This window comes from Pedobacter sp. N23S346, from assembly GCF_048515415.1.
Lineage (GTDB): Bacteria > Bacteroidota > Bacteroidia > Sphingobacteriales > Sphingobacteriaceae > Pedobacter.
This window is the reverse complement of sequence record NZ_JBLYEE010000003.1, coordinates 17,975-34,535: the sequence shown is the minus strand read 5'-3', so window position 1 is coordinate 34,535 and position 16,561 is coordinate 17,975. Positions and strand designations below refer to the sequence as shown.

Genomic DNA, 16,561 nt, shown 5'->3' with positions numbered 1-16,561 from the left:
AGCGCCTGTTTCTAATATTCACATCATATTTACTAAACCCATTTAGTTTAGGCTCAAATGTTAAATTCTTTTGATTAAATTTTGAATTAACCCCTGATAATCAACAAGTAATAAAAATACGAATGCTTTTTGTTGACCCCCTTATTTAGAATTATTACAAATTATTTGGATTATAGTTTTTTCTACCGTTATTTTGCGGTTGTTTAGAATTAATCCAAATAAATTTAGCATGAATAAAATTATACTTTCGAGTTTAGTGTCTCTTCTTCTTTTCTTTACTTCCGTCGCCTTTGCACAACAGACATCAACCATTAAAGGTAAAGTGACCACATCGGATGGCGAACCTGCAGCATTTATCTCTGTTGGCTTGAAAGGTAAAGGTATCGGAAGCACTTCTGCTGAAGATGGAACATTTACCTTAGATCGGGTTAAGCCGGGCACTTATGTTATTCGTACCTCAGGTGTTGGTTTAATTTCATCAGAAAAGAACATCACCGTATCTGCAGGCGAGATATTAAACATTAATTTCACATTAAAAGAAAATGCTGATCAGCTTAAAGAAGTGAACATCAGCAGTAATAAACGAAATAAATACGCAACTAAAGAAAGCAACTATGTTGCTAAGTTACCATTAAAAAATTTAGAGAACCCTCAGGTTTATACCACCATTTCTAAAGAATTAATGGAAGAACAAATCGTAACTAACTTCAATGATGCCTTAAGAAATACTCCTGGTTTAGATAAATCCTGGACATCGACTGGTCGTCCTGGCGATGGCGCAACTTATTATAATTTACGTGGTTTCACAACTCAGGTTTCCTTAATCGATGGTATAGCTGGCTTAACTAATGGAGATTTGGATCCTTCCAATATCGAAACAATTGAAGTGATTAAAGGCCCATCAGGAACATTGTACGGCGGGGCAATTACTAATTTCGGTGGTTTAATTAACGTTGTTACCAAGAAACCATTAGATACCGTAGGTGGTTCGTTTTCCTACAACACCGGAAGTTTTGGTTTAAACAGACTAACTGCAGATGTATACGGGCCAATCAATAAAACAAAGAACTTATTGTTACGCATTAATGGCGCATACACCAAACAAAATAGCTGGCAAGATGCAGGTTTTGGAAAAACCACTTTCCTTGCCCCAGCCATAGAATACAGAATAAATGAAAGGTTAAAATTAAATTTAGGAGCAGAATTTTATAATTACGAAGGTACAAACCCATTAATGGTTTTCTTAAACAGAGGCAGGCAGCTTATTTCCCGTACGCCGGATGAATTGAATTTTGACTTTGGCAAATCATACACCAGTAACGATTTAACTTTTTCAACGCCCACTGTAAATGTTCACGGTCAGTTAACGTATAAATTATCTGATGAGTGGGTTTCACAAACCAACTTTTCTCAAAATAGCCGTCAATCTAAAGGAAATTATCAATATGTAATGTTTTTAGGAACAACAGATGATGTTCTGTCGAGATATGTGGCGCTTCAAAATTCTACCAGTACTTCAGCAGATATTCAACAGAACTTTATTGGAGATTTTAAAATCGCTGGTTTAAGAAATAGAATGGTTATCGGTTTAGATTACCTCAATCAAAACACCAATAACAGTAATTCTCCTTATATTTTATATGATCTGGTTAATTCTGTTGGTAACCCCGCAAATTATACCAATATCTCAAAAGATCAGGTAGATGCTAAAATTGCTGCGAGTACCACACCCACTGGCTTTACAGCTAATTCAAAAACCAATACTGCAACAAAAGTATATAGCGCATATGCTTCGGATGTTTTAAATTTTACAGATGCATTATCGGCTATGTTAAGTTTGCGTGTAGATCGATTTGATAATAAAGGAACCTACAACCAAGCAACTGGAGCCGTTAGTGGCGACTACCTTCAAACTGCCATCTCTCCGAAATTTGGTCTGGTATACAGCATTATCAAAGATCAGGTATCCATTTTTGGAAATTACATGAATGGTTTCAGAAATGTGGCTCCCGTAGTTCAACCATTAGCTGATGTTTCCGGAACTTTTAAACCTCAGCAGGCAAATCAGTTTGAAGGTGGCGTAAAGGCAGATTTATTCCACAATAAACTAAACATTACGGCTAGCTATTATAACATTGATGTGAAAAACATGATCAGGCAGGAAGCGATCGTTAGAGACGGCGTAAACTATAATATTAACGTGCAAGACGGAACACAACTAAGTAAAGGATTTGAGTTAAGCCTAAATGCAAACCCAATTCAGGGATTAAACTTTGTAGCTGGTTATAGCCATAACAATAGTAAAATGACACAGTCTGATCCTAGTGTTGAAGGTAGAAGACCTGTTAGCGCTGGTCCGGAAGACATGGTAAATGCTTGGCTAAGCTATACGCTAACAATGGGTAAACTACAGGGTCTGGGTTTCGGTTTCGGCGGAAATCACTTAAGTGAAAACGTGATCACGAATAATTCGGTTACCGGTATTTTTACCTTACCCGCCTACACGGTATTAAATGCAACCGCTTTCTATAATAAAAATCGTTACCGCATAGGTTTGAAAGTTGATAACCTAAGCGATGTTAGATATTATAAGGGCTGGACAACTGTAGAAGCTCAAACACCCAGAAGTTTCGTAGCAAACATCACCTATAAATTTTAAATAGAAAAAAATGAAAATTTTTAGTTTAACAGCAGGGATGCTGCTCATCAGCATTATTTCTTTCGGACAACAACTTGGATCGATCAAAGGAAAGGTTACCACATCGAACGGTAAGCCTGCAGCCTATATTAACGTTGGGCTGAAAGGAAAAGGCCAGGGCGCTACTACTGATGATGAAGGAAAGTATGCCATCAACCGCGTAAAACCCGGCACTTACACGCTTAAGGCATCAGCCGTTGGCATTAATACTTCAGAAAAAAGCGTAACAATAGCTGCTGGTGAAAATATTGTTATAAACTTTATCCTGCAGGAAAATGATCAGGCTTTAGAAGATGTAACTATTGCAGGCATCAACGAAAAGTATAAGGTAAGCTTGCCATCAGCAACGCTAAGACTTAACGAACCACTTTTAGAAGCGCCACAGAACATCCAGATTGTAAGTAACCAAGCCATCAAAGATCAACAAATCATCAGCATGAGCGATGGTTTAATCCGAAATGTAAGTGGTGCTGTTCGCCTGGAACATTGGGGAGATATGTACACCAATATTTTAATGAGGGGCTCGCAAATCCAGGCAATGCGGAATGGATTTAATGTGGTTTCATCTTACTGGGGTCCACTTACCGAAGACCTGAGCTTTGTAGATCACATCGAATTTGTAAAAGGTCCGGCGGGCTTTATGCTCGGCAACGGCGACCCAAGCGGAATGTATAACGTGGTGACCAAAAAGCCTACAGGTTTAAACCAGGGTGAAGTTTCATTTACGGCCGGAAGCTATGATTTATACAGAACAACAATAGATCTTGATCATAAATTAACAGCCGATGGAAAGTTCCTCTTCCGCTTAAATGCAGCAGCACAAAACAAAGCATCTTTCAGACCTTTCGAACATAACGATCGCTATAGCTTTGCGCCTGTATTAAGTTATCAAATTACGCCAACCACAAAATTAACGGCGGAATATACTTTGCAAAATGCTAAAATGACCGAAGTAGGTTCATACTATTTGTTCAGTACAAATGGCTATGCAAGCTTACCAAGAGATTTTACATTAACGCAACCAGGTGTGCAACCTACGCGCATTAATGATCACAGCATAACCTTAAACCTTCAGCAGCAATTAGGTGCAAACTGGAAATTAACGGCACAAGCAGCCTACTACAAGTACTTGCAAACAGGTTCAAGTTCATGGCCATCTGCAGTTTACAATAATGGAACCCTAATCAGAAACGTAGGAATCTGGGATGCAGAAAGTTCCATGAAATTAGCGCAGTTATTCGTTAATGGTACCGTAAAAACTGGTGGAATTGTACACAGAATCCTCGCTGGTTTTGATGGCGGTGAGAAAAATTATATCGCCGATTGGGGTCAGTCTCATGATTTAGATTTACCATCTGCCCCATTCGATTTAGCTAATCCAAATTATGGTTTCCCATCAAATGGCTATCCGAATTTCGATCGCACCACCAGCTTAGCACAAAGGGCCATTAATGCAGGTGGCTTAATGGGATCAAAATACCTGAGTGGTTACCTTCAGGATGAATTAGGCTTCTGGGATAATAGAATCAGGTTAACACTTGCTGGCCGATATACCTACGTAAGTCAATCTGCCTGGGGAGGCGCGCCAGATAAGGCAAAGCACGTAACGCCAAGAGTTGGCTTAAGTGTATCAGTTGATAAAAATACTTCGGTTTACGCACTATATGATGAAGCCTTTACACCACAATCTGGCTTCCTGCGCGATGGTTCTACAGCTGAACCCATCACTGGAAACAACAAAGAAATTGGCATTAAAAAAGATTGGTTTGATGGCCGTTGGAATACCACCTTGTCGGTTTACAGAATCATGAAACAAAATGAACTGGCCTCCGATCCTTTCAACGCAGCCGGCGAAAATTTCAGTATCGTAGTGGGCGAAAAAAGAGCGCAGGGAATTGAATTTGATTTACGCGGTGAAATTGTAAAGGGCTTAAACTTAATTGCCAATTATGCCTACACCGATGGTAAAGTAACAAAAGTTGCAGATGGTGTACAACAATCTACACTTTTTGTAGGGCAGGTAATTCCAGGTTTTGCCAAACATACCTCAAATGCATGGTTAACTTATACTTTACAAAACGGCGCATTAAAAGGCTTTGGTATCTCTGGTGGTTTCACTTACCTGGTAGATCGTGCAACAACAAACTTTAGCCCTTCCAATCCAGAGCAAAACCTGCCAGACTATTTTAAACTAGACGGTGGTTTATTCTGGGCAAACAAGAAATTAAGAATCAACGCAAATGCATTTAACCTTTTGGATAAATACCTGTACAGCGGCTCTTATTACACCAGCTATTGGAACGCTCCAGACTATAATCAACCTGCATATTCGTGGCAAGCGGAAGCACCAAGAAACTACAGGGTAACTGTAGCTTATAAATTTTAATACTATGTCGGTAAAAATTGCTCAGATCGTTTTTACCGGCTTCATCCTTTAATCAGAATAACATGAAAACTAAATTATCATTACTATTTTTCTTTTTAGCATTTAGTATAACCAGTGCTTTTTCACACGCGATGTGGATTGAAACTTCATCAACAGGAAAAAAGGGACAAGCACAGGAAGTGAAAATTTTCTTTGGAGAATATGAAGCCAATGAGCCAGATTCTGCAGCGAAATGGTTTAGCAACTTAAAATCTTTTAAATTAGTGTTAACCGCGCCAAATGGAAAAACAACGATTTTATCGGCTGCGCCGGATGTAAGATTTTACAAAGCAACCTTTACACCAGACCAGAATGGTACTTACAAATTATCGGTGGTACACGAAGTTGCTGATATTTACGATAAAGCTAAAATTGAATATTATGCTTTTGCTGATGTAGCCGTTGGCAATTCGAAAATAAATGAGGCTTTCCCTGAAGAAGCTGTGCTAACCATCAGACCAGAAAAGCATGTTCTGAAAGTTGGCGAATCATCAGTGCATCAGGTTATTTACAACAAAGCACCTTTTGCAAAGCAAAAGTTAACCCTGGTAAACCCTGAAAGAAAAGCCATCCCTACAGAAACTGATGCAGAAGGAAAATTCACCTTCAAACCAGAAACAAAGGGCAATTACTTTTTAGAAGCTTTTACAGAAGATAAAACGGCCGGAAAGCTGAACGGAAAAGACTATGAAAAAGTTTGGCATCTCGTTACTTACACTACCCAGGTTAACTAAAGAAAAACCAAAGCAATTGATAACCAATTGGCAGCTAAAACTGGCAATTGGTTATTTTTATTAATCGAAATTGATGGCACCAAACCAACCCATAAAAAAGAAACCCACTAAATCAAAGATCCGCAGAATCAGCGATTGGCTACACTTGTGGCTTGGCATTGCATCTGGTCTGGTGGTTTTTCACCTGGGGATAACCGGCTGTATCTTTGCTTTCCAAAAAGAGATTACGGAGTTGATCCATAGGAAGGAAATCTTTGTCGAGGCACCTAAAAACTTGCAAACCGTTCCGCTTAGTGTATTAAAGCAAACTGCAGAAAAGGCTTTGGGTGGCCAGAAAGAGATCAACTTTATTTCTACCTATAAAGAAGCAGACCGGGCCTGGGAATTTGGCGCCTTCAAAGCCGGAGATCCAAAAGCTTTCTGGTATTTCGACTCCATAGATTACTACGATTTAGTGTTGATTAACCCTTACAATGGGAAAGTAACACTGGTTGCAGATCATAAATACGAATTCTTTGCAATCATCAAAATGCTTCATTGGAGCTTTCTGATAAACCACCCCATCGGACAGCAAATTATCGGCTGGTCTACTTTTATTTTTGTATTCCTGTTGATCTCAGGAATCGTAATGTGGTGGCCGAAAAATCTTAAAAAATCCAACTTCGATAAAAGTTTTAAGGTAAAGTGGCGTGCAAAATTCAAAAGGGTCAATTATGATTTACACAATGTGCTGGGCTTTTATGTGATGATCATTTGTTTAATGTTGGCGCTTACCGGAATGGTTTGGTCATTTCAATGGTTCCAAACTACGGTTTATGTGGTTGCTTCCAGAAGTATCACTCCGCCTGTGCAAGCTGATGTGAAATCAGATTCTACAAAAAAGATTTCCACGAATCCCTTTGATGTAGCATTCAACACGGCAAAAGTAAAGTTTAAAGACTTCGATAGAATTGGCATGTCGCCCGCAGCAGGCGGAACGGCAACAATTTATGCAACAGGTTACCACGGCAACGAAACTTACTGGAATTTTGATGTGCTGCAATTCGATCAGTATACCGGGAAATTATTGCACCGTAAAAATCAATCTGATAAAAATGCTGGCGAAGCCCTGATCGGGATGAATTACGATATCCACGTGGGTGCAATATTGGGCTTACCAGGAAAGATTCTGGCATTTTTCGGCAGTTTCATCGCCGCAAGCTTACCCATAACAGGTTTCATCATCTGGTGGGGAAAAAAGAAAAAGAAGAAAAATCCCGCAGTTGCGGACTAATAAATACAACCTTAACCCTAAATATAAAATGAAAATTTTAAACCTTCTCTTCGTGCTAACAGCACTACTAACGGTTAACCTGCATGCTCAGGATAAATTGGAGCAAGATCGAAAAGCTATTAAATCTCTCGCGGGCTTCTATAAAGTGAATTTTAATTACGGCGAAGTAACCTCTCCTAATCCAACCTACGAATTCAGCAAGCCTTACCGCAGTCATGGAAATGAATGGGCTGAAACCATTGTTGATGAGCCTAAACGAATCGTAATCCAGCATATGTTAGCCATTAATGATTCCACAGTAATTAAACATTGGCGCCAGGACTGGACATATGAAGATACCGACATTATGCTTTATACCCAGGATAATGCCTGGAAGAAAAAAACTTTAGCACCCGCTGAGGTGAAAGGAAAATGGACACAGAAAGTTTATCAGGTAGATGATAGCCCGCGTTACCAGGGCTACGGAACATGGAGCCATGTTGGCGGTCATGATGCCTGGTCTAGTGAAACCGATTCTCCACTCCCAAGAAGGGAATCTACCGTTCGTAAAGATTATAATGTTTTAAACCGCGGCAGCAGAATTACCATTACTAAAGAAGGTTGGATGTTTGAACAAGACAATAAAAAAGTGCTCCGTACGCCACAAGGTGATCAGCTATTAGCTGTAGAAAAAGGCTACGAAGAATTTACAAAAATAGATCCGAAGAAATTTGAATACGCTCAAAAATGGTGGGATACACAGAAAAATTATTGGGCAGATGTACGTGAGGTTTGGTCTGATTTAGCTAAAACTACGCCAACTGATTTTAAGGTACAAACAAAAGTGAAAGATAAATTACTTTATGAAACACTGTTCTCTTTAGGCGATCAATCGATTAAAGAAAAATGGACTTCCGCTCAAAATAAAGAAAAAGTTAAAACTGCCTTACAGCCATATCTGGCAAAATAGGATTTTTATCAGTCATCGGATGAATACCTGGCACTATAGCTATATTCATCCCATGACTGATCATTTATTCATTAAAAAGATATCATAATTCCAATTAGCTTTGCAATAGGTATCTGTATATGAAAAAACTCATCATCCTATTATTATTTACCCTTTCATCGGCAACCTCTTTTGCTCAGGATTCCCTCTACGTACGCCAAACCATTAATACCTTAACTGCGCCAGTATTTTGGGGACGAGGCTACACCAGGGATGGAATGAAAAAAGCTGCTGATTTTTTATCAGCTGAATATAAAAGGATTGGTTTATCTCCGATGGGTGCTAATTTTAAACAGGAATTTTCTTTCCCTGTAAATACGTTTCCAGGCAAAATGCTGGTAACGATTAATGGTAAAGCACTTAGGCCAGGGAAAGACTTTATCATCAGCAATGCCAGCCCAACAGTGAAGCTAAATGGAAGTTTGCAAAAAATCGACAGTACACATTTTGCAGCTAATCCAAATTTAAAAGTGGAGTTGAAAGATAAACTTACCTGGTCTGTTGCAACCGAAGTTTCAACTGAAACAACAATTGAAATTAACCATAAGCATTTCACAGGCATTCCAAAGCAAATAAAAGTCGATATAGAAAACGAGTTTATCGAAAACTTTGGTGCATCAAATGTTTGCGGCTTCGTAAAAGGCACAAAACATCCTGATTCCATGTTAGTGATTACTGCCCATTACGATCATTTAGGCGGAATGGGAGCAGATACTTATTTCCCGGGCGCCAATGATAATGCCGCTGGCGTAGCTACTTTGTTAAGCCTGGCAAAATACTATAAAACCAATCCGCAACCCTACTCCATTGGCTTCATCTGTTTCGCAGGCGAAGAGGCCGGCTTAATCGGCTCAAGGTTTTTCGTTGAAAACCCATTAATACCTTTAAGCAAGATCAAGTTCCTAATTAACCTCGATTTGGTTGGAACTGGTGAAAGCGGAATGACCGTTGTTAATGCAAGTGTTTACCCTAAAGCATTTTCACTATTGAACAAAATTAATGACGAACAAAAATTAATTTCGAAGATCAATCCACGCGGAAAAGCAGCAAATAGTGATCATTATTTTTTTACGGAAAAAGGTGTTCCGGCTTTCTTCATTTATACTCAAGGTGGCCCTACGGCCTATCATGATGTATTTGATAAACCCGAAACACTGCCACTTTCTGAGTATAAAGATTTGTTCAAACTGATCGTTAATTTCAATAAGAAAATGATGCACTAAAATCATTCTATAGGATAAATACCTTAAAATCTGATCTCAATCTGCCCATCTGCTATCTAAACTAGAAAATCGTAACTATCAAATTTCGGATAATATTTGAGTCGTTGGGATAATTAGATATCCCTTTCACAGGCTTTTTCATCTTTGAATCTACAAAACCAGATTCATGATGAAAACAATATTTTATGATATTTCTTGCAAATTTCAATATTCAACACTATTTTTAACTAAATATTTAGTTGTTAAGTGAAATGCAACATTCCAGGTTTTTAGCGTCTATGATATAATCAAACAAAAAGCGCTTTTCATCAAATTTTGTTTAGTGTTCATCACATTTACAAACGCCGAATAACAGATACAAATAATTTAGTCCGTATATGAAGAAACTCCTACTCTCGGTTACGTTTTGCTTTGCATTTCTTAATCTTCTCGCGCAAAAAAATGGAAGCATCACTGGAATTCTGGCAGATAGCGCTAACCATAAAACTACGCTAAATTATGCTACCGTTTCGGTCTATAAAGTTGGAGACAGTGTACTCAGCACCTATAAACTTTCTGATGACAAGGGAACTTTTAAAATTAATAACCTGGCAATCGGCGTTAAATATCGATTGATTATTACCGCCTGGCAATACGGTACGTTCCGGAAGGATGTAGCACTAACCACAGAAAAACCAACAGTGGATTTAGGAACACTCTATTTATCCACAAAATCTAATGACCTAAACGAAATCGTAATCACGGCAGAACGGCCGCCAGTAATTGTTCGCAAGGATACCATCGAATTTAATGCTGAGTCTTTTAAAACTTTACCATCAGCTGTGGTGGAAGATTTGTTAAAAAAGTTGCCCGGTGTACAGATTGCAGCAGATGGTTCCATCCAGGTAAACGGGAAAACGGTAAGTAAAATTCTGGTTGATGGGAAAGAATTCTTTGGTGGCGACCAACAAATTGCCACTAAAAATCTGCCTGCAAATATTATAGATAAGATTCAGGTAGTGGATGATAAACAGGCGAAGCGACGCGATCCTGATTTAACGGCAGCAGATATTCCACAGATCATCAATTTGAAATTAAAGAGGGCAATTAAAAAAGGAGCCTTTGGAAAAATGTATGCCGGCGCTGGCATTAAGAATCTCTATCAGGTTGGCGGATTGATGAACTTTTTCAGGGATACCACGCAAGTGAGTGTGCTGGCCTACGGTAACAACATTAACCAACCCGGTTTTAACCCTAATGACGTACAACGGATTGGTGGCTTTAACCGAAGTGGGGTAAACTCGATGATGATGACCTCTGGTGGTTATTTCGAATTTAATGGAATCAGTTTCGGAGGAAGTTACAGTGGCGTACAAACCTCTTCAGGTGGTGGTTTTAACTTCAATACCATGACGAAAAAAGGTCTTAAAATAAATACTCAATATTTCTTTGGAAAATCTGACAACCTCCTGGAGCGCCTGACCAATACCAACCAGACTTTAGGCGCCGACCGTTTAATTACGAATGCAAACGAAAACACAAGTGCCTTAACATTAAAACATAACATCCGAGGTAAAATAGATTGGCAAATCGATTCTTTAACGCAATTAACCATTGAGCCCGCGATAATTTTAAGCTCGAATAATGCAGTAAGCACAATATTCTCAGCCAACAATAATGCAAACGGACAGTTGATCAATACTTTGCAAAACCTGAATGATAGAAATTCATCAAACAATAAATATCAGTTAATTGCCGATTATAGTAAAGATTTCAAGAAAGCGGGCAGATCATTCAATCTCGGTATTGATGGATCTTATAACCCAAACCCAATTCTGACCTATAACCGCAGCAACAGCAGATTCTTTTTAACGCCATCGAGCAATGAAATAGATCAGTTGAGGAACAATTCGATTGAAAACCTGAAGACTTATATTTACACCAATTTTACTGAACCGATTACAAAAAAGCTCAATTTTAAGATTGATTTAAGCGGTAACATCATCAATAATGAAAATGCACTGGGAACTTTTTATAGAAATCCAGCCAACCAATTGTATGATATTGTTATACCAAATCTTACACAAACCGTAAAGCAAACCGGCTTTAAAACCAACGCAAACATTAGTTTCCGCTATAAAATTAATAAAGATTTATATGTGCAACCCGGCTTTGTGCAGAACTACATTTCGCTAAATAATCGTTTCACCACAGGAAGTGATATTGATCAACGATTCAATTTCGTTTGGCCAACACTAACAGTTAAATACAAAATTCTTACCATAAATTATTCAGCACAATTTACCGAACCAGATGTAAATTACCTGCAACCAGTAGCCGATAACACCAATGCCTTATACATTAGAAATGGAAATCCTAACCTCGTTCCGGCCAGAATGCAAACCCTGAGGTTGAACATGTATAAGTACGACCCTAAAAGCCTCATCAATTATAACTTGTACGGATACGGAAACTTTACTAAAAACGGCATCATCAATACCACTACGATAAATAATGGCGTTCAGATGATTACGCCCATTAATGCAAGCGGTATTTATAACTTCTATGGCGGCGCAAATGGATCGAAAGATTTTAAAATCAACAAAACAACCTTAAAAGCCGGCCTTGGTTTCTGGATAAATTTTGATCATTCTCCAGTGATTATTAATAATATCCGAAGCAATGCAGATGTTTATTATCTCGGGCCGAATGGCAATTTGAGGGTAAACTTCAATGATTTCGTAGAAATTAACCAAACCTATTCTATGAATTTAAACCGCAGCCATTATGATGATAGCTTTTACACCAACCTGAGCTACAATACGCATAATAGTTCTTCAGAACTGATCATCAGATACCCTAAAAAGGTTGTTTTTGAAACCTCCTACGCCCTTACCATAAACGGCCAGCAAATTACAGGCTATAACAACAACATTAAACTTTGGAATGCAGCAGTTACCTACTTATTTTTGAAGAACGACAGGGCGCAATTAAAATTTTCTGTAAATGATATCTTGCAAAGTAATGTGCGCCGTAATATCCAAATCACAGGAAACAGTATCATTGATTCTCAAAGCAATAATTTAGGCAGGTATGGAATGTTAACGTTAACTTATAACATTCAAAACTTCGGACAAAAAGTTGGTGGAAGGCAAACAATGTTTAATTTTTAAATTTGCCAGATCGTAATTGCGAGACGAATTTATGCTAAGGTTAGCTTTATCAAATACTGGTCTTCACCATCATCGAAAATTGTTTCACAATTCCAGCCTGTCTCGTCTGCGATTGCCTTAATGGTTTCTTCATCGATATAAATCCAGTTGAACCAATTGCCTTTTTCGCCTTTGTATTCATATTGATAAGAAACTTCACCGTAATATTGATTCTGCGGTTTTGGCATATCTTCATATAAATAAGCGATATCAGACGAATCGAAAATCACTTGTCCACCGGGATTAAGCAAATCTTTTATTTTAATCAGAAAATCTTTAAAGCCCAACAATGTTCCGGTTAAACCGATGCCATTCATCAGCATTAAAATGGTATCAAACCTTTCCTTATAAGTGAATACATCCCGAAGCAAGGCTTTTTTCACACCGCGGTCTTTCATAATTTTAACACCTGCCGCTGAAATATCAATGGCTGTAACGTCAATATTAAAGGCCTGCAAAAGTAAAGCGTGGCTCCCAACACCCGCCCCGATATCTAAAACTTTTCCTTCACACATGTGTAAAGCATGAAGTTCTAAAACAGGCATATCTTCATCATCACGAAAGAAAAATTCTAAAGGCATTTCTTCTGGTTCGCCGTAAGAATTGTGCAACCAAAGTGTATCGGCTTCGCCGGTTTCGTAAATATCAGTAAGCGCTTTGCCAAAAACATCCATATTGCAAAGATAGGAAGAAAGGAACGAAGAGAAAGGATTAAGGAGCAAAGATAAAAGAGTAAAGAATAGGGAATAAAAACCAAACTTAGAATGATAATCAACAATCAATTCTTCAAATCTGTGTAATCAACCCGAAGGCAAAAACAAACAACGATGACGATCAGCTACCGCCCCAAATCTGTGTAATCAACTCATCAGTGTAATCAACCCGAAGGTAATGAATCCGAAGGCATCTCCCCTAAATCTCAAACTCCTGATGATACTCCGGAATGGCAACATGTTTAAATCCATGCCCCTTCAACCGTGTGGCAAAATGTTGTTGCACTTCATATTCTCCATGAACCAGAAACAATTGTTTTACTTGCGCAGGGTCCTGACAAGACAAAAATTTAAGCAAATCCTCATAATCACCGTGGGCACTCATCGATTTAATCGACTGAATTTCTGCTTTTACTTCATGCTTATCTCTAAAAATCTCCACAACCTTTTTGCCAGCAATTAACTGTCCGCCGAGAGAGTTGGGTTCACAATAACCCACCATTAAAATAGTGTTTTTATTATTATTAATATTGTTCCGGATATGGTGTTTTACTCTTCCGGCATCGGCCATTCCTGAGGCTGATATAATAACACAAGGTCTTGGATCCTGATTTAAAGCTTTAGATTCTTCGACACTTTCAATAAATCGCAAGCCTTTAAAACCAAAGATATCGTGATCTACCTTCAAAATCTCCTTAACACCATTGTTGTAAACTTCCGGATGGCTTTTCAAAATTTCAGTTGCTTTTGAAGACAGTGGACTATCCACATAATAAGGAACATCAGGCAATTTGCCCTTAAGCTCCAGGCCATTTAAAGCGTAAAGGAGTTCTTGTGTTCTTCCAACGGCAAAAGCAGGAATAATGATCTTTCCTTTTTTAACCTCGCAGGTATTGGTAATGATCTCCAACAGCATATTTTCGATCGGATCCAGGTCTTTATGCAATGAATCGCCATAAGTAGATTCCATCAAAATATAATCTGCCTGATCAAAATGTTGCGGACTTTTTAATAACAAATCTCCATAACGGCCTACATCACCAGAAAAAGTGATGCGTGTAGTTTTTTCATCTTCTTTAATGGTTAAGTGAACGGCTGCGCTCCCCAAAATATGGCCGGCATCGGTAAATTTCAGGCTGATGTTTTCATCGATTTTGAAATCCTCTTCATACTCCACAATCTTCATCAGGCTTAATGTTTTCGTCACGTCTTCATCAGTGTAAAGTGCTTCTTCCATTTCTTCGCCTTCGTGCAAATGGCGATTGGAAAAATCAGCATCCTGCATCTGAATTTTCGCAGAATCCATCATTAAAATCCTGCCTAAATCCATTGTTGCGGCTGTGCAGAAAATTTTTCCACTAAAGCCATCAGCTACCAGCTTTGGAAGCAAACCGCAATGATCAATATGTGCGTGAGAAAGAATAAGGTAGGTTACTTTTTTGGCATCGAAACCAAAATAGTCATTTAGTTTATCAGTAACGTGTCCCATTCCTTGGAAAAGGCCACAATCTAATAATATTTGAGTATTATTTTTTAAAGTAATCAGGTGCTTACTACCTGTAACTGTGCGGGCGGCACCATGAAAAGCAATCTTCATTTAGATATGGTTAGAATATACAAAGAAAAGAAAATGCCGGATATTTCCGGCATTTTTGATTTCTTAACCTTTCACTTCTGAAATTTTATCTTTTACCTTATCAGCAACACCTGATGCTTTATCCGCTAAACCAGCGAATTTGTCTTTTGAGGCATCTAAAAGATCTGCAAAGAAATCTGATAATTTACCTTTAATATCATTAGAAGAATCTGAAGATAATGCTAATGCGATGGTTGCACCTAATGCTGCTCCGGCTAATACGCCTACTATAAGTTTTGTCTCTTTTTTCATGGTCTTAGTTATTTATCTAGTTAAACATATTTCACCATAAGGTGTTTTATTTTTTTTATCTTACAAAAACCAATCCACAATGAAGCAAATATTTTTTATTGATTTAGATAATACCATATACTTTACAAAACCCAACGAAGAACAGCTCATGAGTGGGTTATACCAATTTTTGGAAGAGCAGGATTTAGGAATTTCTACGGAACAATTTCAGGCCGCGAAAAGCGAAATGTTACGCACCCCTTTCCAGAAAGTTGCAGAAAAGTATGGATTCAGGAAAGAAGCGATGGAAAATATTATTACATACCTAAGTTCACGAACGGTTACAAAGCCATTAAAGCCAGCTGATGATTATCATTTGATAAAGGCATTGAAGGGAAGAAAATTTATCGTAACTGCTGGATTTTACAAACAGCAAACCTCTAAAGTAAAAATGCTGGGCATCGCTGATGATTTTGAAGAAGTTTGTGTGGTTGATGTTACGGTTTCCAATAAAAAAGATGCTTTTCAAAAGCTTATCGACCAACATGAATTAAATAAAGCAGAAATTTTGATTATTGGAGATGATGCGGAATCCGAAATTAAATATGGACTCGAATTGGGGATAGAAACCTTTTTATTAGATCCCGAAAATCGATATCCGCATGCTGAAACTACTTTTAAAGGAATAGATTTGAATAATTTGCATCAGGCTGCCGGGCAGTCGTAGAAAGTAATGGCCTTATCAGAATATCAACTAAAATTTGTCATGTTGAAGGTTAATTTATTTCATAAAAATCAATAAGTGATATTTTCGTAATTAATTGATTTTTAGTTATTAATAAATTACGTTAATCGTAGCTTGTCGAAACATTAATAAGTTTTTTGCAAGCCTTTCTACAGGATTAGGATAATGGAGAGATGAATAAATAGCAAAATATTTATAAATAGGTCCTGAATCAAGTTCAGGAAGACGACCGCTTTAACCCACCGTTTATGAAATGTCTAAAAAAGGCTTTGTATTGAAACAGATTTCGCAGGTAAAAACGCGAAAATCCTTCGCTATGCTCTGGATAACAATGTAGCTATTACTGCCCTGCTATGGCCATCTCGCTATCCGGCCCAGGAAATTATGGAAGGAGAAAACTTTAAAGCTTCTTCCTCAATCTTTCATACCACTACAACCCAAGGTAGCGCCTATTCTCCCGATTTTTCATCGGGTGCTTGTGCTGCTGAAATTAAGCTTTAACGAATTTATCCAACATCAGTTCCAAGCCTTGACTTCTGCTTCTTTTTGTTAAGAAAAAGAAGAAAGCCCTTCGGAGGCAAGCGCAGCGGCAAAATAGCCTCCATCCACCTATCGATACTTTCTCCGAAGGATAAATAATGTGTAATAAGAAATTTTAGCAGCTAGCAATTGAAATAAATAATATTAAAACATAGGTCTTGAAT

At 38.1% G+C, this 16,561-nt stretch carries 11 protein-coding genes; 8 read left to right on the top strand and 3 right to left on the bottom strand.

The features are described 5' to 3' along the window. The first annotated feature begins 229 nt into the window (after nucleotides 1-229). From ACN1CD_RS06990 to ACN1CD_RS06960, 7 genes are all read left to right on the top strand, one after another. A complete protein-coding gene (locus ACN1CD_RS06990; protein WP_419129668.1) occupies nucleotides 230-2,659 on the top strand; it encodes a TonB-dependent siderophore receptor in 2,430 nt (809 codons plus the stop codon). 10 nt (nucleotides 2,660-2,669) lie between these two features. Beyond that, on the top strand, nucleotides 2,670-5,084 hold the full coding sequence (locus tag ACN1CD_RS06985; RefSeq protein ID WP_419129667.1) for a TonB-dependent siderophore receptor: 2,415 nt from the start codon (nucleotides 2,670-2,672) through the stop codon (nucleotides 5,082-5,084). Nucleotides 5,085-5,146: 62 nt separating this feature from the next. Further along, nucleotides 5,147-5,857 carry a DUF4198 domain-containing protein gene (locus tag ACN1CD_RS06980; protein ID WP_419129666.1) on the top strand — a complete coding sequence of 237 codons (711 nt, stop codon included), beginning with the start codon at nucleotides 5,147-5,149 and terminating at the stop codon, nucleotides 5,855-5,857. Nucleotides 5,858-5,930: 73 nt separating this feature from the next. After that, entirely contained in the window at nucleotides 5,931-7,130 is a 1,200-nt protein-coding gene (locus ACN1CD_RS06975) for a PepSY-associated TM helix domain-containing protein (RefSeq protein WP_419129665.1), read from the top strand. 28 nt (nucleotides 7,131-7,158) lie between these two features. Next, complete coding sequence (locus ACN1CD_RS06970; RefSeq protein WP_419129664.1) at nucleotides 7,159-8,079, top strand: DUF6607 family protein; 921 nt, start codon at nucleotides 7,159-7,161, stop codon at nucleotides 8,077-8,079. A 119-nt stretch (nucleotides 8,080-8,198) separates the two neighbouring features. Continuing rightward, a complete protein-coding gene (locus tag ACN1CD_RS06965) occupies nucleotides 8,199-9,341 on the top strand; it encodes a M28 family metallopeptidase (RefSeq protein WP_419129662.1) in 1,143 nt (380 codons plus the stop codon). 377 nt (nucleotides 9,342-9,718) lie between these two features. Then, on the top strand, nucleotides 9,719-12,493 hold the full coding sequence (locus tag ACN1CD_RS06960) for an outer membrane beta-barrel protein (RefSeq protein WP_419129661.1): 2,775 nt from the start codon (nucleotides 9,719-9,721) through the stop codon (nucleotides 12,491-12,493). Nucleotides 12,494-12,522: 29 nt separating this feature from the next. Here the strand turns inward: ACN1CD_RS06960 and ACN1CD_RS06955 are convergent, their stop codons facing one another. The 3 genes from ACN1CD_RS06955 to ACN1CD_RS06945 form a co-directional block, all read right to left on the bottom strand. Further along, the gene (locus ACN1CD_RS06955) at nucleotides 12,523-13,206 is read right to left on the bottom strand and encodes a class I SAM-dependent methyltransferase (RefSeq protein ID WP_419129660.1); all 684 of its coding nucleotides are present in this window, start codon (nucleotides 13,204-13,206) and stop codon (nucleotides 12,523-12,525) included. A 238-nt stretch (nucleotides 13,207-13,444) separates the two neighbouring features. Then, a complete protein-coding gene (locus ACN1CD_RS06950) occupies nucleotides 13,445-14,842 on the bottom strand; it encodes an MBL fold metallo-hydrolase RNA specificity domain-containing protein (RefSeq protein WP_419129659.1) in 1,398 nt (465 codons plus the stop codon). Nucleotides 14,843-14,905: 63 nt separating this feature from the next. Then, entirely contained in the window at nucleotides 14,906-15,133 is a 228-nt protein-coding gene (locus tag ACN1CD_RS06945; RefSeq protein WP_154281418.1) for a YtxH domain-containing protein, read from the bottom strand. 79 nt (nucleotides 15,134-15,212) lie between these two features. Between ACN1CD_RS06945 and ACN1CD_RS06940 the strand changes: the two genes are divergently transcribed. Next, a complete protein-coding gene (locus ACN1CD_RS06940) occupies nucleotides 15,213-15,839 on the top strand; it encodes an HAD family hydrolase (protein WP_419129658.1) in 627 nt (208 codons plus the stop codon). Nucleotides 15,840-16,561: the final 722 nt, after the last annotated feature.

Coding starts and splice junctions, on each gene's coding strand:
- ACN1CD_RS06990 (WP_419129668.1), top strand. CDS start 230: ATGAATAAAATTATACTTTCGAGTTTAGTGTCTCTTCTTCTTTTCTTT.
- ACN1CD_RS06985 (WP_419129667.1), top strand. CDS start 2,670: ATGAAAATTTTTAGTTTAACAGCAGGGATGCTGCTCATCAGCATTATT.
- ACN1CD_RS06980 (WP_419129666.1), top strand. CDS start 5,147: ATGAAAACTAAATTATCATTACTATTTTTCTTTTTAGCATTTAGTATA.
- ACN1CD_RS06975 (WP_419129665.1), top strand. CDS start 5,931: ATGGCACCAAACCAACCCATAAAAAAGAAACCCACTAAATCAAAGATC.
- ACN1CD_RS06970 (WP_419129664.1), top strand. CDS start 7,159: ATGAAAATTTTAAACCTTCTCTTCGTGCTAACAGCACTACTAACGGTT.
- ACN1CD_RS06965 (WP_419129662.1), top strand. CDS start 8,199: ATGAAAAAACTCATCATCCTATTATTATTTACCCTTTCATCGGCAACC.
- ACN1CD_RS06960 (WP_419129661.1), top strand. CDS start 9,719: ATGAAGAAACTCCTACTCTCGGTTACGTTTTGCTTTGCATTTCTTAAT.
- ACN1CD_RS06955 (WP_419129660.1), bottom strand. CDS start 13,206: ATGGATGTTTTTGGCAAAGCGCTTACTGATATTTACGAAACCGGCGAA.
- ACN1CD_RS06950 (WP_419129659.1), bottom strand. CDS start 14,842: ATGAAGATTGCTTTTCATGGTGCCGCCCGCACAGTTACAGGTAGTAAG.
- ACN1CD_RS06945 (WP_154281418.1), bottom strand. CDS start 15,133: ATGAAAAAAGAGACAAAACTTATAGTAGGCGTATTAGCCGGAGCAGCA.
- ACN1CD_RS06940 (WP_419129658.1), top strand. CDS start 15,213: ATGAAGCAAATATTTTTTATTGATTTAGATAATACCATATACTTTACA.